The sequence below is a fragment of the Rhizobium sp. SYY.PMSO genome (assembly GCF_046840415.1).
Classification (GTDB): domain Bacteria; phylum Pseudomonadota; class Alphaproteobacteria; order Rhizobiales; family Rhizobiaceae; genus Rhizobium.
Genome location: NZ_CP177349.1, coordinates 1,340,136 through 1,362,131, shown reverse-complemented (window position 1 = coordinate 1,362,131; position 21,996 = coordinate 1,340,136). Strand labels below are relative to the sequence as shown.

21 protein-coding genes, 1 tRNA gene and 1 pseudogene are annotated in these 21,996 nt (G+C 61.9%); 15 read left to right on the top strand and 8 right to left on the bottom strand.

Translation table 11 applies throughout. The annotated features are described in order from the left end of the window. The first annotated feature begins 17 nt into the window (after nucleotides 1-17). The 4 genes from ACJJVH_RS06605 to ACJJVH_RS06590 all read left to right on the top strand — a co-directional run bounded on the left by ACJJVH_RS06605 (nucleotide 18) and on the right by ACJJVH_RS06590 (nucleotide 4,095). The gene (locus tag ACJJVH_RS06605) at nucleotides 18-410 is read left to right on the top strand and encodes a rhodanese-like domain-containing protein (protein WP_412064951.1); all 393 of its coding nucleotides are present in this window, start codon (nucleotides 18-20) and stop codon (nucleotides 408-410) included. 142 nt (nucleotides 411-552) lie between these two features. Next, on the top strand, nucleotides 553-1,602 hold the full coding sequence (locus ACJJVH_RS06600; RefSeq protein ID WP_112802542.1) for a HoxN/HupN/NixA family nickel/cobalt transporter: 1,050 nt from the start codon (nucleotides 553-555) through the stop codon (nucleotides 1,600-1,602). Between the two features lie 86 nt (nucleotides 1,603-1,688). Next, the gene (locus tag ACJJVH_RS06595; protein ID WP_412064950.1) at nucleotides 1,689-2,222 is read left to right on the top strand and encodes a FecR domain-containing protein; all 534 of its coding nucleotides are present in this window, start codon (nucleotides 1,689-1,691) and stop codon (nucleotides 2,220-2,222) included. A 13-nt stretch (nucleotides 2,223-2,235) separates the two neighbouring features. Beyond that, nucleotides 2,236-4,095, top strand: coding sequence for a CHASE2 domain-containing protein (locus tag ACJJVH_RS06590; protein WP_412064949.1), 1,860 nt, complete (start codon nucleotides 2,236-2,238; stop codon nucleotides 4,093-4,095). Nucleotides 4,096-4,118: 23 nt separating this feature from the next. On the opposite strand, the gene ACJJVH_RS06585 is transcribed toward ACJJVH_RS06590, so the two are convergent. Next, nucleotides 4,119-4,718 carry a LysE family translocator gene (locus tag ACJJVH_RS06585; RefSeq protein ID WP_113423584.1) on the bottom strand — a complete coding sequence of 200 codons (600 nt, stop codon included), beginning with the start codon at nucleotides 4,716-4,718 and terminating at the stop codon, nucleotides 4,119-4,121. Between the two features lie 90 nt (nucleotides 4,719-4,808). On the opposite strand from ACJJVH_RS06585, the gene ACJJVH_RS06580 reads away from it, so the two are divergent. Beyond that, complete coding sequence (locus ACJJVH_RS06580) at nucleotides 4,809-5,057, top strand: helix-turn-helix domain-containing protein (RefSeq protein WP_412064948.1); 249 nt, start codon at nucleotides 4,809-4,811, stop codon at nucleotides 5,055-5,057. Beyond that, entirely contained in the window at nucleotides 4,954-5,694 is a 741-nt protein-coding gene (locus ACJJVH_RS06575; RefSeq protein WP_412064947.1) for a LysR substrate-binding domain-containing protein, read from the top strand. The genes ACJJVH_RS06580 and ACJJVH_RS06575 overlap by 104 nt, the downstream gene beginning before the upstream one ends. Before the next feature lie 26 nt (nucleotides 5,695-5,720). On the opposite strand, the gene ACJJVH_RS06570 is transcribed toward ACJJVH_RS06575, so the two are convergent. Beyond that, nucleotides 5,721-6,809 (bottom strand): citrate synthase/methylcitrate synthase, encoded by a 1,089-nt coding sequence (locus tag ACJJVH_RS06570; protein ID WP_412065139.1) that lies wholly within the window; start codon nucleotides 6,807-6,809, stop codon nucleotides 5,721-5,723. A gap of 84 nt (nucleotides 6,810-6,893) precedes the next feature. Here ACJJVH_RS06570 and ACJJVH_RS06565 point away from each other — a divergent pair, with 84 nt between their 5' ends. Together ACJJVH_RS06565 and gnd are read left to right on the top strand one after the other, a co-directional pair. Beyond that, entirely contained in the window at nucleotides 6,894-8,030 is a 1,137-nt protein-coding gene (locus ACJJVH_RS06565; RefSeq protein WP_412064946.1) for a citrate synthase, read from the top strand. A gap of 287 nt (nucleotides 8,031-8,317) precedes the next feature. Then, nucleotides 8,318-9,343 carry a phosphogluconate dehydrogenase (NAD(+)-dependent, decarboxylating) gene (gene gnd / locus ACJJVH_RS06560; protein ID WP_112802549.1) on the top strand — a complete coding sequence of 342 codons (1,026 nt, stop codon included), beginning with the start codon at nucleotides 8,318-8,320 and terminating at the stop codon, nucleotides 9,341-9,343. A 118-nt stretch (nucleotides 9,344-9,461) separates the two neighbouring features. Here the strand turns inward: gnd and glp are convergent, their stop codons facing one another. The 5 genes from glp to ACJJVH_RS06535 are packed head-to-tail and all read right to left on the bottom strand — an operon-like array spanning nucleotide 9,462 to nucleotide 14,950. Further along, nucleotides 9,462-10,688, bottom strand: coding sequence for a gephyrin-like molybdotransferase Glp (glp, locus tag ACJJVH_RS06555; RefSeq protein WP_113361212.1), 1,227 nt, complete (start codon nucleotides 10,686-10,688; stop codon nucleotides 9,462-9,464). Between the two features lie 3 nt (nucleotides 10,689-10,691). Beyond that, nucleotides 10,692-11,186, bottom strand: coding sequence for a cyclic pyranopterin monophosphate synthase MoaC (moaC, locus tag ACJJVH_RS06550; protein ID WP_112802553.1), 495 nt, complete (start codon nucleotides 11,184-11,186; stop codon nucleotides 10,692-10,694). Nucleotide 11,187: 1 nt separating this feature from the next. Continuing rightward, nucleotides 11,188-12,003 carry an indole-3-glycerol phosphate synthase TrpC gene (gene trpC / locus ACJJVH_RS06545; RefSeq protein ID WP_412064945.1) on the bottom strand — a complete coding sequence of 272 codons (816 nt, stop codon included), beginning with the start codon at nucleotides 12,001-12,003 and terminating at the stop codon, nucleotides 11,188-11,190. Between the two features lie 6 nt (nucleotides 12,004-12,009). Beyond that, nucleotides 12,010-13,032: an anthranilate phosphoribosyltransferase gene (gene trpD, locus ACJJVH_RS06540; RefSeq protein ID WP_112802556.1), complete on the bottom strand. Its 1,023-nt coding sequence runs from the start codon at nucleotides 13,030-13,032 to the stop codon at nucleotides 12,010-12,012. A 25-nt stretch (nucleotides 13,033-13,057) separates the two neighbouring features. Next, entirely contained in the window at nucleotides 13,058-14,950 is a 1,893-nt protein-coding gene (locus tag ACJJVH_RS06535) for a peptidylprolyl isomerase (RefSeq protein ID WP_112802558.1), read from the bottom strand. A 180-nt stretch (nucleotides 14,951-15,130) separates the two neighbouring features. On the opposite strand from ACJJVH_RS06535, the gene ACJJVH_RS06530 reads away from it, so the two are divergent. The 4 genes from ACJJVH_RS06530 to ACJJVH_RS06515 all read left to right on the top strand — a co-directional run bounded on the left by ACJJVH_RS06530 (nucleotide 15,131) and on the right by ACJJVH_RS06515 (nucleotide 18,929). After that, the gene (locus ACJJVH_RS06530) at nucleotides 15,131-15,415 is read left to right on the top strand and encodes a hypothetical protein (protein ID WP_112802560.1); all 285 of its coding nucleotides are present in this window, start codon (nucleotides 15,131-15,133) and stop codon (nucleotides 15,413-15,415) included. Between the two features lie 296 nt (nucleotides 15,416-15,711). Further along, nucleotides 15,712-16,176: a MarR family winged helix-turn-helix transcriptional regulator gene (locus ACJJVH_RS06525; protein WP_412064944.1), complete on the top strand. Its 465-nt coding sequence runs from the start codon at nucleotides 15,712-15,714 to the stop codon at nucleotides 16,174-16,176. Further along, complete coding sequence (locus tag ACJJVH_RS06520) at nucleotides 16,169-17,392, top strand: HlyD family secretion protein (RefSeq protein WP_113436566.1); 1,224 nt, start codon at nucleotides 16,169-16,171, stop codon at nucleotides 17,390-17,392. The genes ACJJVH_RS06525 and ACJJVH_RS06520 overlap by 8 nt, the downstream gene beginning before the upstream one ends. Beyond that, nucleotides 17,385-18,929 carry a DHA2 family efflux MFS transporter permease subunit gene (locus ACJJVH_RS06515; protein WP_112802566.1) on the top strand — a complete coding sequence of 515 codons (1,545 nt, stop codon included), beginning with the start codon at nucleotides 17,385-17,387 and terminating at the stop codon, nucleotides 18,927-18,929. Before ACJJVH_RS06520 ends, ACJJVH_RS06515 begins: the two co-directional genes overlap by 8 nt. A gap of 153 nt (nucleotides 18,930-19,082) precedes the next feature. On the opposite strand, the gene ACJJVH_RS06510 is transcribed toward ACJJVH_RS06515, so the two are convergent. Further along, the gene (locus ACJJVH_RS06510; protein ID WP_113385899.1) at nucleotides 19,083-19,679 is read right to left on the bottom strand and encodes a DNA-3-methyladenine glycosylase; all 597 of its coding nucleotides are present in this window, start codon (nucleotides 19,677-19,679) and stop codon (nucleotides 19,083-19,085) included. A 542-nt stretch (nucleotides 19,680-20,221) separates the two neighbouring features. On the opposite strand from ACJJVH_RS06510, the gene ACJJVH_RS06505 reads away from it, so the two are divergent. From ACJJVH_RS06505 to ACJJVH_RS06495, 3 genes and pseudogenes are all read left to right on the top strand, one after another. Then, nucleotides 20,222-20,311 (top strand) — tRNA-Ser (locus ACJJVH_RS06505). Nucleotides 20,312-20,411: 100 nt separating this feature from the next. Further along, nucleotides 20,412-21,035 (top strand): flavodoxin family protein, encoded by a 624-nt coding sequence (locus tag ACJJVH_RS06500; protein ID WP_412064943.1) that lies wholly within the window; start codon nucleotides 20,412-20,414, stop codon nucleotides 21,033-21,035. Next, nucleotides 21,028-21,899 (top strand): annotated as a pseudogene (locus ACJJVH_RS06495) (sigma-70 family RNA polymerase sigma factor). The gene ACJJVH_RS06500 and the pseudogene ACJJVH_RS06495 overlap by 8 nt, the downstream one beginning before the upstream one ends. Nucleotides 21,900-21,996 lie beyond the last annotated feature (97 nt).

Genomic DNA, 21,996 nt, shown 5'->3' with positions numbered 1-21,996 from the left:
CCAAGAAGGAGCGCCTTATGTCCATGGCCAGTGAAATCCCCGCAGCATACCCGAACCTCGTTGCCGAACACTATCACCGGAAGCTTGCCTTCGAAACCGATTGCTCCGATGTGCATCAGGCCACGATATCGGGGAATGTCGATTTCGTTCTCATAGATGTTCGAGGCCCGGCCCTGTTCCGGGAGCAGCATATTCCCGGCGCGATCAATCTGCCGCATGGCAAGATGACTGCCCGCAAGATGGCGGAATGGCCGGACGATACGCTGTTCGTGGTCTATTGCGCCGGGCCGCACTGCAACGGCACCGACAAGGCGGCCTTACGCCTGGGCACACTGGGCAAGCGGGTGAAAGTCATGATCGGCGGCATGACCGGCTGGGCGGATGAAGGCTATCCTTTCGAAAGAGGCTAGCAGACCGGCAAGGCAGACCCGGTTTTGGCGGGTTTGCTCATTTTTGCGACAGTGCGGAAAAATTTGGCATCTACGTCATTTGACTGTCGCGCCGCTTCCCGTTCCGTGGCACTGTGCCCGTAAGCATAACGGGAACAAAAGTATGATCCTCAATCCATTCGACGATCGCATGGAACGATCGAAGGCCAAGATCGCCATCACTTTCGGGCTGCTGATCGTATTTAATATCGTCGTGTGGATCTGGACGTGGCTGACCTTCGGCGACAGGCCGTCGCTTCTGGGGATTGCGCTTCTTGCCTATATGTTCGGGCTGCGCCATGCTTTCGATGCCGATCATATCGCGGCGATCGACAACGTCGTGCGCAAGCTGATCCAGGAAAAGAAGCAGCCCTATGCAGTCGGCTTCTTCTTTTCGCTCGGCCATTCCTCCATCGTCGTGATCGCCTCGATCCTGATTGCCGCCACGGCAGCCGCCATGCAGAGCCGGCTGAGTTCATTCCATGATATCGGCGGGGTCATCGGCACGACGGTCTCGGCAATCTTCCTGCTGCTGATCGGCATCGCCAATCTCTTCGTGCTCAGGGGCGTCTGGTCCGCCTTCAGGCGGGCGCAGCGGGGCGAGAGGATCGCAGACGAGGATCTGGACACGCTGCTCGCCGGAGGCGGCTTTCTGGCCCGGCTCTTCCGTCCGATGTTCAAGGTCGTCACCCGGTCCTGGCACATGTACCCGATCGGCTTCCTCTTCGGCCTCGGCTTCGACACCGCAACTGAAATCGGGCTGCTCGGCATTTCCGCCGCACAAGCCGCGCAGGGCATGTCCTTCTGGGCGATCCTCGTCTTCCCGGCGCTGTTTACCGCCGGCATGTCGCTGATGGATACGCTCGACAGCACGCTGATGACAGGCGCCTATGGATGGGCCGTCGTCAAGCCCGTTCGCAAGCTGTGGTATAATCTGACCATCACGGCCGCTTCCGTCGTCGTCGCCATCTTCATCGGCGGCATCGAGGCGCTGGGGCTGATCTCCGACAAGCTCGGCCTCGAAGGCGGCTTCTGGAGCTTCGTCGGCGAACTCAACGACAATCTTGCCAATTTCGGCTTCGCCGTCGTCGGTATCTTCCTGCTGAGCTGGCTGGTCTCGACCGTGCTCTACAAGGCCAAGGGCTACGACAGCTTGCAGATCAACCGCTCATGACGCATCATCGCGCCCGGGGTTCGAGAAAGACGTGACTGGAAATACGCGTCCGCTGTTCCAGTTATGCGCGATGAGGGGCCACGATCATGATCCACACAAGCCATATGTCCGGTCTGGCGCTCGCTGCTGGCGCCCTTTGCATCCTTGGGGCAAACCCGGCCTCCGCACAGGCGGCCACGAACTGCTCCCTGCGTCCGGCCGTCAGCACGGAACGCCAAACCCTGACATGCGAACCGGGGCTTAGCATCACCGTCGAACGCGGCGCGCATTACCGGCTTGCGGACCGGAACCGCAACGGCCGGGTGGATGCCATTGTCCTCGACAATAAGGCAGCTCTGATCGATGTCGACAGCAGCCATCTTAAAGGCGGGTTCGAAGTCGTGACGCCTCAGGCGATCGCCGCCGTCCGCGGTACGCGATGGGCGGTCGACGTGCATGGCGGCACGACATCCGTGCTTGTCTTGCGTGGCCGCGTTGCGGTCAACAAGGTATCGACGGGGCAGGGCGTCACGCTCCGGCAGGGGCAGGGTGTCGATGCCGACCGCGGCCGCTCGCCCCTGAGTGTCACCCAATGGAGACCTTCGCGCATAAACGCCTTGATGGCTCGCCTCGGCCAGTGAGATCCCGACGCCCATGCGCAGACCATCGCCGCAGACGCTGATTGCGCTTATCCTAACTGCCGTTTGGGGGCTGGGCCTCGGTATCGCGCATCTGCACGGCGACATTCCCGTCGTCGATGCCGCGGAAGCGACGCTGACAAACCTTCGCAATAGCTTCGGGGGCAGTCGCCAACCGCCCGATCTCGTGACGATCGTCGCCATCGATGACGATACATCGCGTCTGGCCGGGCGTTATCCCTTGCCGAGAGCGACGCTCGCCAGGATCATCGATTCCATTGCCGCCCTGGGGCCGAAAACCATCGCGCTCGATGTGATTCTGGTCGATCCGGGCGATGAAGCCGGCGATGCGGCACTGGAACAATCGCTCAGGCGAACCAAGGTCGTACTGGCCGCAGCCGGCATCTTTCCCGAAAGCCGGCAACGGGTCGTCGACGACAGCAGGGAACCTCTCGCCCGCGTGCCGAGCGCGCTCCAATTCCTCGAGCCGCAACAGCGGTTCGCCGACGTGGCGGCCTTTGGCATCGTGAACGTGCAGACCGATAAGACCGGAACGCCGCGGTTCGTCCCCATGCTGTTTCGCAGCGGCGAGCGGATCGAGCCGTCCTTTTCCTTGCGCGTCGTTTCCGCCGCAACCGGCGAGCAGACCACCGTGATCTCCGACCATATCAAGATCGGCGACCGTTCCGTCCATACCGATAGCGGCTATCTCATGCCGCTATCGTTCTACGGTCCGCGCGGCACAATCCGCACCATCAGCGCCAGCACGGCCTTGAACGGACAGTTGCCGGAAGAGGCAATCAGGGATCATGTCGTCGTCATCGGAGCTACCGTTACCGGTGGCGGCGACGTCTTTCCGACCCCCTTCGACCCTGTTCTGCCCGGTGCCGAAGTCATATCCACCTCGATCACGCATCTGATTGCCGGAGACGGTCTGGTGCGTGATCGCGGCGTTCGTTTCATGGATCTTTATTTTGCCGTCGGCCTGCCGGTTGCGATTGTCGGCCTTCTTTGCTGGCGGCACAACACCATCGGCCTGGCAACGGCGCTGTGCGTCGTCCTTGCCTGGCTGGCAATCAATATCGCCGCTTTCAAGCACGGGATCTGGCTGAGTGCCGCCTTGCCGATTGCGGCGGCCGTGCCGCCGGTGCTGTTCTGCGGCGCCGCGCAGCTATGGCTTGGGCGCAGGCAGGCCACGCGCTTCGCCGAGCAGAGCGAACGGCTGCAACGCATCCAGGCGCCCGGTCTTGCCGAGCATCTTGCCCGCGATGCCGGCCTTCTCGCAAAGCCTGTCCACCAGGAAGCGGCGGTGATCTTCCTCGACATCAACGGCTTCACCGGTCTCAGCGAAGCAATCGGCCCAGCCGCCGTGCGGGAATTGCTGAACACCTTCTACAATCTGGTCGACGAGGAAGTTACAGCTTGCGGCGGCGCCATCACCAGTTTCATGGGTGACGGCGTCATGATCCTTTTCGGCCTGCCCCGGCCGCAACCAGCCGATTCCGCCGATGCCGCACGTTGCTGCATTCGCCTGGCGGGAAGAATGAGAGGCTGGATCGCGTCGCTTCCTGAGGCGATCGCCTCGCGCATCGGCTTCAAGATCGGCGCGCATTTCGGCACCATCGTCGCCTCCAGGCTCGGTAGCGGCAACCGCCAGCAAATCACGGCAACCGGCGATACGGTCAATGTTGCCAGCCGCCTGATGGAGGTTGCCGCCGGCAACCGGGCCGAAATCGCCATCAGCGATGATCTGTTGCTTTCCGCAGGCGGCGACAGCACACCGTTCCAAGAAGGAAGCCTCGACGGCCCGATCGAAACAAGCTTGCGTGGCCGCGCCGGCTCGTTGGCCGTATGGCTCTGGCGCAGCCGGCCGTGAACCGCAACGACATCCATCACGGTTCAGTCGTACCACATCGGAACGATCGAAATCACAAGAAGGCCGGCAAGGGCGATATTGATCGCGCGCCATTGCCATCTCGTCTTCAGCAAGCGCGCCAGCATGTGGCCGAGGATACACCAGATGGCCAGCGAAAAGGCGGCGATCAGGCAAAAGGTCGATCCGAGCAATATCGCAAGCCTGAAAGGCCCGGTTGCCAGCGCGGCGAAGGAGGCTGCGGCGCTGATCGTCATGGCCCAACCCTTCGGATTGTGCCACAGCATCCAGACGCCTGCGACGAAACCCGTGGGCTTCGTCATCTCCCTTGCATGATGCGGCTCGCCGCTTCTGCCGATCCGGACGGCAAGCCAGATCAGGTAAAGCGTGCCGAGAGCCTTCATGACGATTTGCAGCATCGGCAGGGCCATCAATACGCCACCAAGCCCCGCAGCGGCCGCACAAGCCATGGAACCCAAGCCGAAAGCAAAACCCGTCATCACGGGTATCGACCGACGAAAGCCGAAATGCGCGCCGGATGCGGTCGCAAGCGTCGTCGCGCCGCCGGGCGTTATGGTCGAAACCAGCGCGAAGAGCATCAGCGGCAACAAGGATTCGGTCGACATTCCGGGCTTCTCCATTTTCGGAGAAAGGAATAGATAACCGCATGTCATCAGGAAAACGAATATTGAAGGTGCCATGCATTAGCAATTATAATGCGGATCATGATTAGAAACTTCGACATAGCTATTATCCGGACCTTCGCCGCCGTTGCCGACCATGGCAGCATGACCGTCGCTGCCAATATGCTCCATATGACGCAAGGCGCGATCAGCCAGCAGATCAAGCGGCTTGGAGGATATGCTGAACTGCGCCTTGTTCGAGCGGGACAGGCGTGGATTGCGGCTGACCGAGGTAGGCGAGCGGCTGCTCGGCAATGCCCGCCGTCTGCTGACGCTGAATGACGAAATATGGGACGACATGACGGAAAGGGCCGTTCGCGGCAGCGTCCGGCTCGGCGTTCCCTACGATCTCGTCGGCGCGACATTGGCACCTGTGCTGAAGTCCTATGCCGAGCGCCACCCTCAGGTGGAGATTTCGCTGGCTTGCGCGTCATCGCCGGAACTGCTGGAAGAGCTCGCGAAGGGGACCATCGACCTTTGCGTGGTGGAAGAACCGTTCGGCGTGTCGCAAGGCGAATGCCTTGGTGTCGAGCGGCTTGTGTGGGTGGGGGCAAGGGCCGGCAACGCCCATCGCAAGGTGCCGCTGCCGATCTCGATGGTTGCCGATACATGCGCCTTCCGGTCTTCGGTCTTTGCGGCACTTGGCAAAGACGGGTTGCGCTGGCGGACGGTTTTCGAGAACGGCAATATTGAGGCGACCACGGCAACGGTGCGGACCGACCTCGCGGTTACGGCGTGGCTCGCCTCCACCGTTCCGGCCGATCTCGATATTCTCACAGTCGAGCACGGCCTGCCCGAACTGCCGGTTTTTGCGATCAACCTGCATTTGCCCAAGGGAGGGGCAACGCCGCAGGCGCTGGAGCTTGCCCGCCATATCCGCGAGGGCATGGTGCGGCCGCGTCAACCCGCGGCCGCCTGAGCATCCATCGGCTCCGGACGCGCGGTTTATGCCGCCTTCGGCAGCGGGCCGACATAGCGCGACTGCGGGCGGATCAGGCGCCCGTCGAGTGTCTGCTCGCGGGCATGGGCGATCCAGCCGACCGTGCGGCCGATCGCAAAGACGCCGGTGAAGGCGTTGCGTGGGAAACCGAGCGCATCGAGCAGCAGCGCGGTATAATATTCGACATTGACGTCGAGAGGACGATCCGGCTTGCGCTCCTTCAGCAGCGCCAGTGCCGCCGCTTCGATAGCCTCCGCCAAAGCGATGCGTCCGGCATCCGCCTGTCCGCTCGTAAAGATCGGCTTCAATGCGGACTTCAGGGCGTCCGCCCGGGGATCGCGGACGCGATAGATGCGATGACCGAAGCCCATCAGCCGCTCGCCGTGATCGAGCGCCTGCGACAGCCAGGCGCGGGCATTTTCGGGCTTGCCGACACCATCGAGCATATCGAGGACCGGGCCGGGGGCGCCGCCATGCAGCGGCCCCTTGAGGGCGCTGATCGCCGCGAGCACGGAGGAGGTCAGGCCGGCGTGGGTCGAGGCGATGACGCGCGAGGCGAACGTCGATGCGTTGAGGCCGTGGTCGGAAATCGTCACCAGATAGGCATCGAGCCCTGCCGTCTGCTCCACCGTCGGCGCGCGTGCCGTGAGCATGCGCAGGATATCGGCCGATTGGGAAAGCGATGCATCCGGCTCGATCGGCGCCTCGCCCTTCTGCAGACGCAGGACTGCCGGCAGGAAGACAGCCGGCGCTGCCATCAGATAAATCGCCGTGGCAAGGTCCTCGCCGTCACCGAGGCGAGCCAGCAGTGCCCGCACGGCATCTACCGGCGGCAGAGCGAGCAGGGCGGCATCGGCTGCCTTCACATGTGCGAAAAGGCCAACGCGGGCCACCCCGAGCCGGGCGCGGAGGGAGGCGACATCGATATGCTCGTCGAACAGACCATCGAGCAGCAGCGCGGCGACATCCTCGAAGCGGCTGGTCGCCACAAGATCGTCCAGCGATACGCCGCGGATGATCAGCCGGCCGGCAGCACCATCGACATCGGATAGCTTGGTTTCGGCTGCAATGACATCTTCAAGACCACTTTTCATCATTGTTCTCCTTTGACTATGCGATTAGATCGGACCTAACTTTATTGACGTCAATCTTGATGCAATTGATCAATATGAGGAACGATGAGCTGGCTGACGGCGGAGCAGGCGCTGAACCTGCTGGGAACGAAATCACAGACGCTCTACGCCAATGTCAGCCGCGGCCGCATCCGGGCGAAGCAGGATCCCGCGGATACCCGGCGCAGCCTGTATTTCGCCGATGACGTCAAAAGGCTGGCCACCCGCCATGCGGGCCGGCGCAAGACGGAGGCGGTGGCAGCCGAAACCATTCAATGGGGCGATCCCGTCTTGCCGTCGGCGCTGTCGACGGTTTCAAGCGGCAGGCTCTTCTATCGCGGCAAGGATGCGGCGACGCTGGCGGAAAATGCACGGCTGGAGGATGTCGCGCTGCTGCTCTGGGACATGAAGCGGCCGTTGCTGTTCGAGGAAAGCGAGACGCGGCAAGAGCTTCCGTCGCTGAATGCCGCTTTCTCCGTTCTTGCCGGGCGCATAATGAACGACCTGCCATCCCTCGGGCGCTCGCTTCCGGCCTTGCAGAACGAAGCGGAAAGCGTATTCGGCACCGTCGCCGGGGCTTTGGCCCCCGGCGCATGGGACCAACCGCTGCATCAGCGTCTTGCCGCTGCCTGGAACCGCCCCGATGCCGGCGATCTGATACGCCGCAGCCTGGTATTGCTCGCCGACCATGAGCTGAATGCCTCGACATTCACCGCCCGGATCACCGCGTCCGCCGGCGCAACGCTGTCCGCCGCCACCTTGTCCGGCCTTTCCACGCTGACGGGACCGCTGCATGGCGGCGCGTGGCAGAGCGTGCGCTCGCTGATCGCGCGGGCGGCAAGGGCCGGGGTGGATGAGGCGGTGCGCGGCTACTTGGCGGAGGGGCGCCCATTGCCGGCCTTCGGCCATCAGCTTTATCCGGACGTCGATATTCGCGCCGAGGCGTTGCTGGGTTGCTTCACGCTGCCTCCGCTCTTTGCCCAGGTTCGCGATGTCGGCGAGCAACTGGTCGGCGAACGCGTCAATGTCGACTTCGCCTTGACGGCTATGACCCATGCCTATCATCTTCCCGAGGATGCGCCGCTGATTATCTTCGCATTGGCGCGCACGGTGGGCTGGCTTGCTCATGCCATGGAGCAGGCAACAAGCGGCAGGCTGATTCGCCCGCGCGCCCGCTATGTCGGGCCACCCGCCGAGCCGTGAGGTTCCGCTCCTGCAACCCGGACCGACAGGGCCGGCCTGTTGAGAAATTGTCCAATCCATCAGGAAAACAGAACAGCGATATACGGCTTTCCTCGACATAGGCAAAGCGCGATCATGGTAGAATGCGGGAGGTTTCAGCCTGCGATATCACAGATGCGTGAGCGAGCGAATTTTTGTTCGCTGCCTGGCCCGCGCATAGCTCGCCCGTCATTTGTTCATTGGAAAATATTGCGAAATGTCTTTATGGAGTATTCAAAACGATTAAAACCGTCCTAGGAGACTGACATATGCAAATCGGAATGATTGGCCTTGGCCGTATGGGCAATAACATGGTGCAGCGCCTGATGAGGGGCGGTCACAGTGCGGTTGTTTTCGATGCGCGTCAGGAAAGCATCGCGGCGCTCGAACAGCTCGGCGCCACCGGCAGCAAGTCGCTCGAAGATTTCGTATCGAAGCTCGCGAAGCCGCGTGTCGTCTGGCTGATGTTGCCCGCCGCAATCGTCGATCAGGAACTGGCAGCGATCGTTCCGATGCTGGAAGAGGGCGACATCGTCATCGATGGGGGCAACTCCTATTATCATGACGACATTCGTCGCGCCGAAGAGCTGAAGCCGAAGGGCATTCACTATGTCGACGTCGGCACCAGTGGTGGCGTTTTCGGCCTGGAGCGCGGCTATTGCCTGATGATCGGCGGCGAGAAGGAAACCGTCCAGCATCTGTCGCCGATTTTCGCAACGCTGGCGCCCGGCGTCGGCGACGTCGCTCCGTCGGCGATGCGCTCCGAAGAAGCCGCCAGGAACAGCACCGCGGAGCAGGGTTACCTACATTGCGGTCCGTCGGGTGCCGGCCATTTCGTCAAGATGGTCCACAACGGCATCGAATACGGCCTGATGGCGGCCTATGCCGAAGGCCTTAACGTGCTGCGCCATGCCAATATCGGCAAGCAGGACGCCGAGAAGGACGCCGAAACCGCGCCGCTCTCCCACCCGCAGTATTATCAGTACGATCTCGACATCGCTGAAATCTCCGAAGTCTGGCGCCGCGGCAGCGTGATCACGTCCTGGCTGCTCGACCTCACCGCCGATGCCCTGCACGGCGACGCAGCGCTTTCGCAGTATGCCGGCCGTGTTTCCGATTCCGGCGAAGGACGCTGGACGATTTCGGCTGCGATCGACGAAGGCGTGCCGACGCCGGTGCTCAGCGCGGCGCTTTACGGCCGCTTCGCCTCGCGCGGCAACGACGATTACGCCAACAAGGTTCTCTCCGCCATGCGCGCCGGCTTCGGCGGCCATCACGAGAAGCCGGCCAAGTAATCGATCCATCGATTGGATGGGCTATCAGCCGGGTGGGTCAAACCTCCCGGCTTTTGTTTGCCGGGCATGGCAAAGTCCACATGGCGGGATTGCACGCTGCGCATTTTCGGGAACTGGTTTAACCGAGCAGATCCGGCCGCAGGAATACAACCGCGCAGGAAGCTCCGGGTTCGAGTGCGGGCGCATGCGGAGGCCGCACGATGAGGCAGTCGGAGCGTGAGAAGACCTTCATCATCGAGGAATCCTGCTTTGGGAAGGGTTCGGCGAGCCAATCGCCGTTATCGTCCTTCTTCAGCGTCGCGCGCATGTAATCCTGTCGCTGGTCGTTGGCGGCAAGGGGTACGGCGGTCCGCACGACACCCTCGCGCCTGACGGGCGGCAAGGATGCAAGCTTTCGAATCAGCGGTTCAAGAAAGAGCAGGCCGCAAACGAGGCTGGAGGCCGGGTTTCCGGGAAGGCCGAGAACATGCATGTCGCCGAGGCTGCCAACCATCAGCGGCTTGCCGGGACGCATGGCGATGCGCCAGAAATCCAGCTTCATGCCGGCGGCGACCATCGTCGCCTGCACCAGATCGTGGTCGCCGACCGATGCACCGCCGAGGGTGACGATGACATCGGCCTTCGCCACCTGCGCGCGCCCGATAGCGGCGGTAATCTCGTCGCTGTTGTCGGGAACGATGCCGAGATCGAGGACGTGAGCTCCGGCATTGCGCGCCAGTGCCCCGATGCCGAAGGTGTTCGATGCAATGATCTGCGACGGCCCCGGCTCATTTCCCGGCGCCACAAGCTCGTCGCCGGTCGCCAGAATAGCGATGAGCGGCCGGCGGTAGACATCCAGCGCCGGGTGGTTCATGGCTGCGGCAACGGTGAGCCGCGAAAAATCCATCGCCATGCCGGCGGCAAGCACGACCTCATCCTGCAGGAAGTCCTGCCCGCGCGGACGGATGTGCTGACCTTTCCGCAAAGGGTAGGTCGCGCGGATGCGATCGTCTTCCAATCGCTGCGCATCTTCCTGCAGCAGCACCGAATCGGCGCCGGCCGGAACGGGCGCTCCGGTAAAGATGCGAACCGCTTCGCCCGTGCCGACGGCTCCTTCGAAGGCATGACCGGCAGCGGAGGCGCCGATAACCCGCAGTTCCGCGCCAGGCGCTGCCGCATCTTCGAAACGAAGCGCGTAGCCGTCCATCGCCGAAGCGTCGAACGGCGGCTGAGTCAGGCGCGCCGTCAGATCCCTGGCCAGAACGCGGCCTTCCGCCATATCGAGCGGAATGCTTTCAAAGCGATGGATGGGCGAAGCGCTGTTCAAGAGGCGCGCTTGCGCTTCGGCAACGGGCAATAGGCTCATGTGTCACGCCCCCGGATGGCGGAAATCCCCAGATTTTCCGCCGGATTTCTCCAATAAAGTAATACCGCCGATCTCCATCGTCCGGTCCGCGGCCTTGGCCATATCATAGACGGTCAGGCATGCGACGGATACCGCCGTCAACGCTTCCATCTCGACGCCGGTGCGGCCGGTCAGCTTTGCGGTTGCCGTTATGCGCAGGCCGGGCAGGGAGGCGTCCTCTTCGATATCGACGGCAACCTTCGTCAGCATGAGCGGATGGCAAAGCGGTATGAGATTGCTGGTCTGCTTGGCGGCCATGATGCCGGCGAGCCGCGCCGTGCCGATGACATCGCCTTTCTTGGCATTGCCTTCACGGATCAATGCCAAAGTCTCCGGCTTCATCCTGACATAGCCAGTGGCCGTGGCGCTGCGTGCCGTCTCGGCCTTGCCGCCGACATCGACCATATGCGCCTCGCCCGAAGCGTCGATATGCGTGAGACCGGCCTTCTGCGTGGTCATTTCACTCGGCCGCCAGAATGCCGGCGTCGCCATTGAGCAGCTGCCGCGTCGCCGCTGTGACATCCTCCTTGCGCATCAGGCTTTCGCCGACGAGGAAGGTGGAGATGCCTGTAGCTTCGAGGCGCTGGCAATCGGCATGGGTGAAGACACCGCTTTCGCCGACCAGCAAACGGCCCTCCGGCACCATGGGAGCGAGATTTTCGCTGACGGTGAGGCTGACCTCGAAGGTGCGCAGATTGCGGTTGTTGATGCCGATCAGCGGCGAAGACAGTTTTAGCGCGCGCTCCATCTCCCTCGCATCGTGAACCTCGACCAGCACGTCCATGCCAAGGCCGAAGGCTTCGTCCTGGAGGCGCTCCGCGTCATCGTCGGAAAGCGATGCCATGATGAGCAGGACGCAATCGGCACCCCAGGCACGGGCCTCCTGCACCTGGTAGGTATCGAACATGAAATCCTTGCGCAGCGCCGGCAGCGAGCAGGCGGCGCGGGCAGCGGTCAGAAACTCCGGAGCGCCCTGGAAGCTCGGCGTATCGGTCAGCACCGAAAGGCAGGCTGCGCCGCCCGCCTCGTAAGCCCTGGCAAGGGCAGGCGGGTCGAAATCAGGACGGATCAGGCCCTTGGAAGGGCTTGCCTTCTTGATTTCGGCAATCAGGCCGAAAATGCCGGCATCCTGCTTGGCGAGCAGCGCCTTGTGAAAGCCGCGCGGCGCGGATTGGCCGGCCTGCATAGCCTTCAGATCGGCAAGGGAAAGCCTGGCCTTGGCGGCGGCGATCTCCTCGCGCTTGTAGATCTCGATCTTCCTAAGGATATCGGTCATGACGTCCTAATCCTGTCCTTCCTCGTTGGAAACGGCAATGAGCTTTTCCAACGCTACCGCGGTGGCGCCGCTATCGAGCGACTGTGCCGCGAGTTTCATGCCATCATGGAGCGTTTCGGCCTTGCCGGCAATGACCAGCGAGGCAGCCGCATTGGCAAGAGCGATGTCGCGATAGGCATTCTTCGCGCCGCCCAGCACGTCGCGGAGTGCGGCTGCATTGGCAACGCCGTCACCGCCCTTGAGATCGGCAAGGTCGGCATGCTTCAGGCCGAAATCGGCGGGCGTCAGCTCGAAGGTACGGATTTTGCCGCTTTCCAGCGCCGCGACGGAGGTCGTTCCGGTCGTGGTGATCTCGTCCAGACCATTGCCGTGCACGACCCAGACGCTTTCCGCCTTCAGATCCCTCAGCACCTCGGCCAACGGCAACACCCATTGCGGTGCGAAGACGCCCAACAACTGGCGGCGCGCACCCGCCGGATTCGAAAGCGGGCCGAGGAGATTGAAGATCGTCCGCGTGCCCAGCTCGACGCGCGAAGGGCCGACGTGGCGCATGGAGGAATGATGCAATTGCGCGAACATGAAGCCGATGCCGGCCTCGCGAATGCAGCGGGCGATCGTTTCCGGCCCGATATCGAGCTTGATGCCCAGCACGGATTGCGTGTCGGCGGTGCCGGCCTTGGAACTTTGCGCGCGGTTGCCGTGCTTGGCGACGGGAACGCCGGCGCCGGCGACGATGAAGGCCGCCAGCGTCGAAATATTGTACGTGCCGACACCATCACCGCCGGTGCCGACGATATCGATCGCATCAGCCGGGGCCTTAACCGGCAGCATCTTGGCGCGCATCGTGGTAACGGCGCCGACGATTTCGTCCACCGTTTCGCCGCGCACGCGCAGCGCCATCAGAAATGCGCCGATCTGCGACGGCGTGGCCTCGCCCGACATCAGGATTTCGAATGCCTGGCGGGCTTCATCCCGCGTCAGCGCCTCACGAGTGGCGACCTTGGCGAGGAAAGGCTTCAAATCTGCCATTGACTATCCATCCTCCCGTACGGGCCTAGCGGGACATCGCCTGTTCGGCGAGGCTCTGGTTGACCGTGACGGCGTATTTGGACTGCAGCTGAGTGACCATCTGATCGAGGATATCGTCACCGGCTGCGTTGGCGATCTGGGCGACCTGCTGATCGTCGTTGCTCAGCGCGTCCGTCGTCGGATTGTCGTTGACATCGGTGACCTTGAGCAGGATCTGCGTCGTGTCGTCGGCGCCGACGGCATTGGCAACCGTATCGACGGGGCCGGAGAACGTGCCGGCGATGCCGCCGCGACCCAGAACCGGATCGTCGGTCGATCGCGTGATGCCGGTCTTGCTTTCGACGGCGATGCCGAGCGGCGCGGCGATATCGGCAAGCGACTTGCCCTTCTGCGCCTCCTGCTTCAATTCGGCAGCCTTGGCGGCAAGCGCGATCTTCTGCTGTTCGGCGGTCCAGTCGGCGACGGCCTTTTCGCGCACTTCGGCAAGCGGACGATCGTGATCGGGCGTTATGCCCATGACATCATACCAGACGTAGCCATCGTTGCCGACCGTCAGAGGGGCAGGGTTGCCGCCCTGATCGGCCTTGAAGACTTCCGGAAGCAACTGCTGGCGGGCGGGCAGATCCTTGACCTCGTTGCCGCTCTGGTCGAGGCCGGTCTGATCGATCGCATCGATGGTGACGAGCTTCAGCTTGAGCTGCGAGGCAGCCTCCTGCAGCGATGCGCCGGAGCCGCGCAGGTCTTCGAACTTGTCGTGGACGCTGGTGATCTCATTGGAGGCGTTGCCGAGTGCGATCTGCTTGCGGATATCTTCCTTGACCTCGTCGAAGTTCTTCGCCGTTTCGGCCTTCACGTTGGTAACGCGAAGGATGACCGGGCCGAACGAACCGTCCACGACGGGGGTCGTGCCGCCTTCCTTGGTGACGGCAAAGGCCGCTTCGGCAACCGTCTTGTCGGGAACCTGGTCCTTGGTGAACGTGCCGAGCAGCACGTCGGAAGGCTTCTTGCCCTGGTCGGAAACGAGCTGATCGAAGGTCGTGCCCGTCTTCAGCGCATCGGCGGCAGCGTTGGCGAGATCCTTGTTGGCGAAGGTCAGCTGTTCGATGGTGCGGGTTGCCGGCGTGGTGAAGCTGTCCTTGCGCTTGTCGAACTGGGCGCGCACTTCCTCGTCGGATACGCTCGCCGGATCGGCGACATCCTCGGCCTGCAGTTTCACATAGGCGAACTTGCGATATTCCGGAGCGCGGTACTTCGACTTCACGCCGTCGAACCACTTCTGCAGGACATCGTCGGCCGGCGCCTTGACGGGATCGATGTTGGCATTGGTGAGCAGCAGATAATCAATGCTGCGGGTCTCGTCATGATATTGCTTGACGGCGTCGACGAGAACCTGCGGGGCCGAGAAACCGTTCGAGACCGCCTCGACGATCTGGCCGCGGATCGCGACCTTGCTGCGCTCCTTGATATAATCGTCGGGCGAAATGCTGCTATTGCGCAGGAGCAGATCGAACTTCTGACGGTCGAAACTGCCGTTCGAGGCCTTGAACGCCGGATCGTCGCCGATCAGCTTGGCAAGTCGGTCCTGCGAGAGGCCGAGGTTCATGTCGGCGGCAAGCTGGTCGAGCGAGGCGCCGGCGACGAGCTGCGCCACGGTCTGCTGCCCGATGCCAAAGGCACGCGCCTGCTCCGGCGTGACCTGCATGCGCAATTGCTGGCTGATCGCCTGGATCTGGCGCCGATAGGCAAGGCGGAACTCGTTGGTATCGATGTGCTGATCGCCGACCGTGACGACGGTATTGCTGCCGCCGCCCGAGATAAGGGACCGCTCGACGCCCCATACGCAGAAGGCCGCCGCAAGAAGAAGCAACAAACCCTTTGCGACCCAGGTCTGGGCGATTTTTCTCAGCACTTCGAACATCGGAAAGCAAACCTCGTCATAAACGCGCCTTCGCCCGCAGGCGAAACAATCGGAGTTCCTTAGAACAATCCGGACCGGAATTGAAGAGCCAGCGGGGAAATCACCGGATGACATGCAAACGCATCGGAACCTTTAGCCGCCACCAGCGTTTTAGCAGCCAGGAAACATGAGGAGCACCCGATGGCAGAGACGACGAAATCCGCTTCCGCCCAGTCTTCGTCTGCGCGAGCACAGGCCGAAACGGCCATGGAGGACCTGACCGCACAGGTAGCCGCATTGCGCGAAGATCTTTCGAAACTGTCGCAGAGCATGGCGGCCGTGGGGCAGGGAGCAAAATCCGTCGTCGCGGAAGAGGCACAGGAGATCACGGAGCATCTGCGCGAGAGAGTTCGTGAAGACCCGATCTTCATGGTCGCCGCCGCTGCCGGCATCGGTTATCTCATCGGCCTTCTCAGTCGCCGCTAGTTCAGGTCGACGGGCGGAACGGCACTCCGTTCTCTTTAAGAAACTGCCGGAAAGGCGCGGGCGAATCGTCCGCGCCTTTTCAGTTATGGAACGGCCATCGAAAACCGGTCTGCCCGTCATGCCTCTGTTAGCGCCGCATACCCAAATCACCGGGCCACTGCGACATCTTTGCGACACCGCTGCGACATCTTCGACCATCGCTATTTGTTGATCGTCTACCCTCTTGTATCGCATGGGCGCTTACTATACGTAGCGGTAATTATAAGGTTGCTTATGAATAGCAGGCTTCTCATACAATGAGTTCGACACCTACCCTCGGCTTTCTCCTTCACGACGTAGCACGACTGCTTCGAAAGCGGTTCGAGCAGCGCGCGAAAGATTTGGGCCTGACGCGCTCGCAGTGGCAGACGCTTGCCTATCTCGCCAATAATGAAGGAATCCATCAGGCCGGCTTGGCGGAAATATTGGAGATCGAGCCGATTACGCTGGTTCGCATCCTCGACAAGCTGAGCGACCGTGGCCTGGTGGAACGCCGGCAGCATCCGAGCGATCGCCGAAGCTGGCTTCTCTACATGCGGGACGAAGCTCGGCCGCTGATGGACACGATGCGCGATATTGGCGACTGCACCCGCAAGGAAGCGCTCGAAGGAACCTCCCAGGAGGATCATGAGCACCTTTATGAATTGCTTACCCTTATGAAATCAAACCTGCTTAGCGCCTGCCGTTCGAAGGCGGTCGATAAAGAGATACAACATGGCTGACGCATCCTCTCCGCTTCGCGTACCCGCGAACGCAAACTCCTCCGAACAAAATCAACCTGTGGCCGAGGCTCCGTCCTCCACTCCGGCGCCACAATCTCCGGCGACGGCCGCGGGTACACCGGACGCGCCCCCCGAAACGCCGCGCAAGCGCCGCAACCTGACGCGGCCGGTCCTTTTTGCGCTGCTTCCCGTGGCTCTCGTCATCGGCGGCTACTATTACGTCACCGGAGGACAGATCATGTCCACGGACAACGCCTATATCCAGGCCGACATGGTCGGGGTTTCGACGGATGTTTCCGGCACGGTGATCTCGGTCGACGTGCATGAGAACGAAGTCGTGAAGAAAGGGCAGGTGCTCTTCCGCCTGAAGCCCGATTCGTTCCAGATCGCGCTCGATGGCGCGAAGGCGCAGCTCGGCAACGCGAAGAACCAGATCCTGAATCTGCAGGCGAGCTACAAGCAGGCACTGGCTGAAATCGCCCAGGCCCAGGCCGACATTCCCTACTATCAGACGGAATTCGAACGTCAGCAGAACCTGATCAACAGTTCCGTCGCGTCGAAGGCAGCATTCGACGAAGCCAAGCATAATCTCGAAGCCGCCCAGCAGAAGGTTTCCGTTGCAAAGGCGCAAGCCGCCACCACGCTCGCTCAGTTGGGCGGCGACGGTTCAGCCGATCTGCCTGTCGAACAGAACCCGCTCTATCTGCAGGCAAAGGCTGCGGTCGACAATGCCCAGCGCGAATTTGACGACACCGTCGTCAGGGCGCCCTTCGACGGCATTACCGCCAACGTTCCCTCGTTGCAGGTCGGTGCTTATCTGACGGCTTCGCAGCCGGGCTTCTCGCTGGTTTCCACCACTCACATGTGGATCAACGCGAGCCCGAAGGAAACCGAGCTTACCTATGTGCGTCCCGGCCAGAAGGTCGATATTTCGGTCGATGCCTATCCGAACGTGACCTGGAAGGGCACGGTCGCGAGCATTTCGCCCGCCTCCGGCTCCAGCTTCTCGCTGCTGCCGGCCCAGAACACGACGGGCAACTGGGTGAAGGTCGTGCAGCGCATTCCGATGATCATCAACATCGACGACATCGAGGGCAAGCCTCCGTTGCGTATGGGCATGAGCGTCGTCGCCGGTGTCGATACCGGCCATGCCCGCGGCCTGCCGGACTTCATTACAAACCTGCTGGGCCATTCCCGCGGTCAGGATCATGAGTAACCCAACCTCCGCTTCGCCGTCCGCGCCCATCGCCAATCGCGGTGCGATCACCGCCTGCGTCATCCTGTCCGTGATCATGCAGGCGCTGGACACCACCATCGCCAACGTCGCCCTGCCGCATATTCAGGGCGACGTCTCCGCCAGCGCCGACCAGATCAACTGGGTCCTGACATCCTACATCGTCGCGGCGGCGATCATGACGCCGCCCTCCGGCTTCCTTTCGGCAAAGTTCGGCCGAAAGCGCGTGCTGCTGGTGGCGATCGCCGGCTTCGTCGTCGCGTCTGTTCTATGCGGTCTTTCGGAATCGCTGGTGCAGATCGTCGGATTCCGCCTGCTGCAGGGCCTGTTCGGCGCCTCGCTCGTGCCGTTGTCGCAAGGCATCCTGCTCGATATCTACAATGTCGAGGAACGCGGCCGCGCCATGGCGCTGTTCGGTGTCTCGGTCATGGTCGGTCCGGTGCTGGGACCGGTCATCGGCGGCTGGCTCACCGACAATATCAGCTGGCGCTGGGTGTTCTACATCAATGTGCCGATCGGCGCGCTCGCCTTCTTCGGCATCGTCGTCTACGTGACGGAGACGAAGCTCGATGCGCTTGCCAAGCTCGACTGGTTCGGCTTCGGCATGCTTTCGATCGCCATCGCGGCGCTGCAGCTCTTCCTCGACCGAGGCGAGCAGCTCGACTGGTTCTACTCGAGCGAAATCATCATCGAGGCACTCGTCTGCGCCTGCGCCTTCTATCTCTTCATCGTGCATATGTTCACGGCGGAGCGAAGTTTCGTCAATCCGCGACTCTTTCTCGACCAGAACTTTGCCGTCAGCATATTGTTCATCTTCATCGTCGGCGTAACTTATCTGGCGTCGCTGGCGCTCATGACGCCCTATCTGCAGACGCTTATGGGCTATCCGGTCGTGACCGCGGGCATCGTCATGGGACCGCGCGGCCTCGGCACCATGTTCTGCATGTTCCTTGTGGGGCGCCTGATCGGCAAGGTGGATACGCGCTGGCTGCTGTTCATCGGCCTCGCCCTGACGGCCTGGGCCATGTACGACATGACCGGCTGGACGCCCGATGTTTCGCAATGGACGCTGATCTCGGTCGGCTTCGTCCAGGGCGCGGGTCTCGGCTTCCTCTTCGTGCCGCTGACGACGATCGCCTTTGCGACGCTGCCGGCGCAGATGCGCGGCGAGGGTACGGGCCTCTACAACCTCTCGCGCAATATCGGCTCCAGCGTCGGCATCTCGGTCGTTTCGATGCTGATCACGGAGAACACGCAGGTCAACCACGCCAACATCGCCGCCTATGTCACGCCGTTCAATCGTTATTTCGACATGACGGCAGCGCAGGGCATCAGCCCGATGACGGCCGTCGGCCGCGCCACGCTCGACGGCATGATCACGACCCAGGCGACCATCATCGCCTATATGGACGACTTCAAGCTGCTGATGCTGATGTCGATCTTCGCCATGCCGCTGCTGGTGCTCTTGCGGAAGCCTAAGGCGCCGCCTGCGGTCGATCACAGCGTCGCAATGGAATAGTCACGCAGTCTTTCCAGTTTCACTGCGTGGCTTGATGGCCGCCGGGCGCCACCCCCGGCGGTCTTTTTTTGCCTGTTTCGAAACACGTCAGATTTTTCAGCTTCGCCTCTTACGCTTCCAGTACAGCCGCCACACGCCTTCGGGCGGCGCTTTTCAGGAGAAACGACGGCTGACGAAGCGCGAGCCGGCCGCTCCGAAACGCCAGAGCGGATCGATGTTCTTGGTAATGCCGATGCGCTTGCCGGCCGCGACCGTCACCGGTTCAGCTAGGGAGATGGCAAAGGGCGCGGCGTCGAGAGATCGTCCGTCCAGGCTTATATCCACGGCCAGCGCTTGCGAAAGCTTTCCCGGCCCATTGCAAAGCGAGAGGATGTCGGCAGGGCCTCGCCGCCGGATCATGTCTTCGATGCCACTTTCCGGCTCCAGCGCCCGGATGAGGACGGCGCTCGCATCTGCGCAGACGAAGTTCAGGCACCAGTGAATGCCGTAGGACCGGTAGACATAGGCATGTCCTGCCGGTCCGAACATGGAGGCATTGCGCCGTGTCGGCCCACGATAAGCGTGAGAAGCCTCGTCATCGGGCCGATAAGCCTCCGTCTCGACGATGCGTCCGCCGACGCCTGCGACCGTCAAGCGCATTCCGATCAGATCGGAGGCGACCGTAACGGCATCGCGGCTGAAAAAAGCGGCAAGAGCAGAGCCGGCCAGGGGCTCGGCGCCGAGAGACAGAGAACGGTCGTCAAACGTCATGGGCGAGGGCGGTGTCCTTGATAGTCCATGCCGAACCTTTCGCACAAAGGCGCGACACTTTGGAACGCTTTTCATATAGATCACGGCCGGCGTGAAACCACATCTCCATCGGTCCGCATTATCGAAGCATCGGACGGCTGGGAAGATAGCGGCAAACCGAACGTCCCGCCGCAAACGAGTCCGACCTGCGGAAAAGACCTCAGGCGTTTTTCGGGACCGCAATTGACAAAAACTAAGCTTAACTTATTACTAGGGTGCTTCAGTCAGATTTGACCCCTGACCTGGCGAAGGTGCCCCGGCCATTTCCAGGGCCGAGGGCACCTTATTCTTATTATTTTGATTCTTGCTATCTTGACGATGCCGACCTGTTCAGCCTCCAGTTTCATCGAAGGCCGGGAATACGGAGAACGCCGCGGAACGAGTTGACGCGGCGACCAAAACTGCTAAAAAGCCAGCCGTCGAGTGATTGGGTGAAAATCGGTGGCAACAGCCGGTCCCGAAAAATCAACATATCGTAGATTTTTCAACCTTTTCAATTGCTTGGAAGAGTGTCCGAGTGGTTTAAGGAACCGGTCTTGAAAACCGGCGTGCGGGAAACCGTACCGTGGGTTCGAATCCCACCTCTTCCGCCAGTAACCTTTCTCTTTCTCATCCCTTGAAATCTCCGTATGTCACAATCGGCATCCGCATCTTGTCATGTCCTTCGCAACGCCATTTTCGAAGGAGAAGACAATGATGAGGCAGAGCATCGCAATCGTCTATCATAGCGGCTACGGGCACACGCATCGGCAGGCTGAAGCCGTCAAGGCGGGGATCGAGCAGGTCGACGGCGCGGAGGCTCTTTTGTTGACCGTGGACAAGGTTGAACGCCACTGGGGCGAACTCAATGCAGCCGAGGCGATCGTCTTTGGGTCTCCGACCTATATGGGTGCCGTTTCAGCACCCTTCAAAGCATTCCAGGAGGCGACTTCGAGTGCGGTTCTCGCCAAGGGCTATTTATGGAGGGACAAGATCGCGGCCGGCTTCACCACGTCCGGATCGCGATCCGGCGACAAGCTCTCGACATTGATGCAAATGGTCGTCTTTGCCGCGCAGCACGGAATGCACTGGGTCGGTCTCGATCTTCCGCCGGCCAACTGCTCTTCGACCGGCTCGGAGGAAGATCTGAACCGGCTCGGTTTCTGGCTTGGCGCCGGCGCACAGGCGAACACGGACGAGGGGCCGCAGACCGCGCCGCCCGCATCCGACCTCGCTACGGCGCGCTATCTCGGGCGGCGTGTGGCGTTGACCACATTGCAGTTCGTTCGCGGTCGCCGATCCATTCCCCTGGAACACGCCGTTGCCGCCTATGACTGAGATATCTTCCGATTCGATCCTTTCCGAGCTGCGCCCGCGCCTCGTGCGGCTGGCCTACAGGATGCTCGGGTCCGTCGCAGATGCGGAGGATATCGTGCAGGATGCGTGGTTGCGCTGGCTCGCGACCGATCATACGTCCGTCCGCGAGCCGGCGTCATTCCTGCGGACAGTCGTCACCAGGCTGTGCCTGAACGAATTGAAATCGGCGCGCCGTCGCCGGGAGTCCTATGTGGGCTCCTGGCTGCCTGAGCCGATCTTCGATCCGGAAGATGGCGACGCCGCCGACGACGTTACCTTGCCCTTGATGCTGGCGCTCGAGCGTCTTTCCCCTCTCGAACGCGCCGCTTTTCTCCTGCACGATGTATTCGGCATGGATTTCGACGACGTCTCCTCTGCCATCGACCGCGAAGCTGCCGCCTGCCGCAAGCTTGCAAGCCGGGCGAGGGCACATATCGCCGAAGCCCGGCCGCGCTTCGCGGTGGGAAGAGAGCAAGGCCTCAAGCTTGCCACCGCCTTCTTCACGGCTTCGAGAACGGGAGACATGTCCGCTCTTCGCGCCTTGCTTTCCGAGGATGTGGTCGTCTATGCCGATGGCGGCGGCAAGGTGCCGACGTCGCGGCGGCCGCACATCGGACTTGCCGCCGTTATGCTGCTTCACGAGCAGTTGACGCATGTTTTCAGTACGCAGCCGTCGCGGCTGATCCGCTAGCCGCCATCGACGGCCTGCCGGGCTTCTTGACGATAGAAGGCGGCAATGTGGTACAGACGACCGCGCTGCATATAGAGCGGGAGAAAGTCGTCGCGATCTACTGCACGCGCAATCCGGACAAGCTGCGGCATATTATCGGCACCGTGTCTCACTGACGGCTGACGACGCGAAGAGCGGGGCAGGGCCTTGAAGGCCCCGCGATGCTGCTCATGGCGAAATACTGATGCATCTCGATACAGGCACCTGACAAAG

Excerpts from the sequence above, each read along its gene's own strand:
- glp (WP_113361212.1), bottom strand. The coding sequence starts at position 10,688 with ATGAGCCTATTGCCCGTTGCCGAAGCGCAAGCGCGCCTCTTGAACAGC.
- ACJJVH_RS06600 (WP_112802542.1), top strand. The coding sequence starts at position 553 with ATGATCCTCAATCCATTCGACGATCGCATGGAACGATCGAAGGCCAAG.
- trpC (WP_412064945.1), bottom strand. The coding sequence starts at position 12,003 with ATGACCGATATCCTTAGGAAGATCGAGATCTACAAGCGCGAGGAGATC.
- ACJJVH_RS06585 (WP_113423584.1), bottom strand. The coding sequence starts at position 4,718 with ATGTCGACCGAATCCTTGTTGCCGCTGATGCTCTTCGCGCTGGTTTCG.
- ACJJVH_RS06590 (WP_412064949.1), top strand. The coding sequence starts at position 2,236 with ATGCGCAGACCATCGCCGCAGACGCTGATTGCGCTTATCCTAACTGCC.
- trpD (WP_112802556.1), bottom strand. The coding sequence starts at position 13,032 with ATGGCAGATTTGAAGCCTTTCCTCGCCAAGGTCGCCACTCGTGAGGCG.
- moaC (WP_112802553.1), bottom strand. The coding sequence starts at position 11,186 with ATGACCACGCAGAAGGCCGGTCTCACGCATATCGACGCTTCGGGCGAG.
- ACJJVH_RS06500 (WP_412064943.1), top strand. The coding sequence starts at position 20,412 with ATGATGAGGCAGAGCATCGCAATCGTCTATCATAGCGGCTACGGGCAC.
- ACJJVH_RS06565 (WP_412064946.1), top strand. The coding sequence starts at position 6,894 with ATGAGCTGGCTGACGGCGGAGCAGGCGCTGAACCTGCTGGGAACGAAA.
- ACJJVH_RS06595 (WP_412064950.1), top strand. The coding sequence starts at position 1,689 with ATGATCCACACAAGCCATATGTCCGGTCTGGCGCTCGCTGCTGGCGCC.
- ACJJVH_RS06575 (WP_412064947.1), top strand. The coding sequence starts at position 4,954 with ATGCTGAACTGCGCCTTGTTCGAGCGGGACAGGCGTGGATTGCGGCTG.
- ACJJVH_RS06525 (WP_412064944.1), top strand. The coding sequence starts at position 15,712 with ATGAGTTCGACACCTACCCTCGGCTTTCTCCTTCACGACGTAGCACGA.
- ACJJVH_RS06515 (WP_112802566.1), top strand. The coding sequence starts at position 17,385 with ATGAGTAACCCAACCTCCGCTTCGCCGTCCGCGCCCATCGCCAATCGC.
- ACJJVH_RS06580 (WP_412064948.1), top strand. The coding sequence starts at position 4,809 with ATGCGGATCATGATTAGAAACTTCGACATAGCTATTATCCGGACCTTC.
- gnd (WP_112802549.1), top strand. The coding sequence starts at position 8,318 with ATGCAAATCGGAATGATTGGCCTTGGCCGTATGGGCAATAACATGGTG.
- ACJJVH_RS06535 (WP_112802558.1), bottom strand. The coding sequence starts at position 14,950 with ATGTTCGAAGTGCTGAGAAAAATCGCCCAGACCTGGGTCGCAAAGGGT.
- ACJJVH_RS06520 (WP_113436566.1), top strand. The coding sequence starts at position 16,169 with ATGGCTGACGCATCCTCTCCGCTTCGCGTACCCGCGAACGCAAACTCC.
- ACJJVH_RS06570 (WP_412065139.1), bottom strand. The coding sequence starts at position 6,809 with ATGAAAAGTGGTCTTGAAGATGTCATTGCAGCCGAAACCAAGCTATCC.
- ACJJVH_RS06530 (WP_112802560.1), top strand. The coding sequence starts at position 15,131 with ATGGCAGAGACGACGAAATCCGCTTCCGCCCAGTCTTCGTCTGCGCGA.
- ACJJVH_RS06605 (WP_412064951.1), top strand. The coding sequence starts at position 18 with ATGTCCATGGCCAGTGAAATCCCCGCAGCATACCCGAACCTCGTTGCC.
- ACJJVH_RS06510 (WP_113385899.1), bottom strand. The coding sequence starts at position 19,679 with ATGACGTTTGACGACCGTTCTCTGTCTCTCGGCGCCGAGCCCCTGGCC.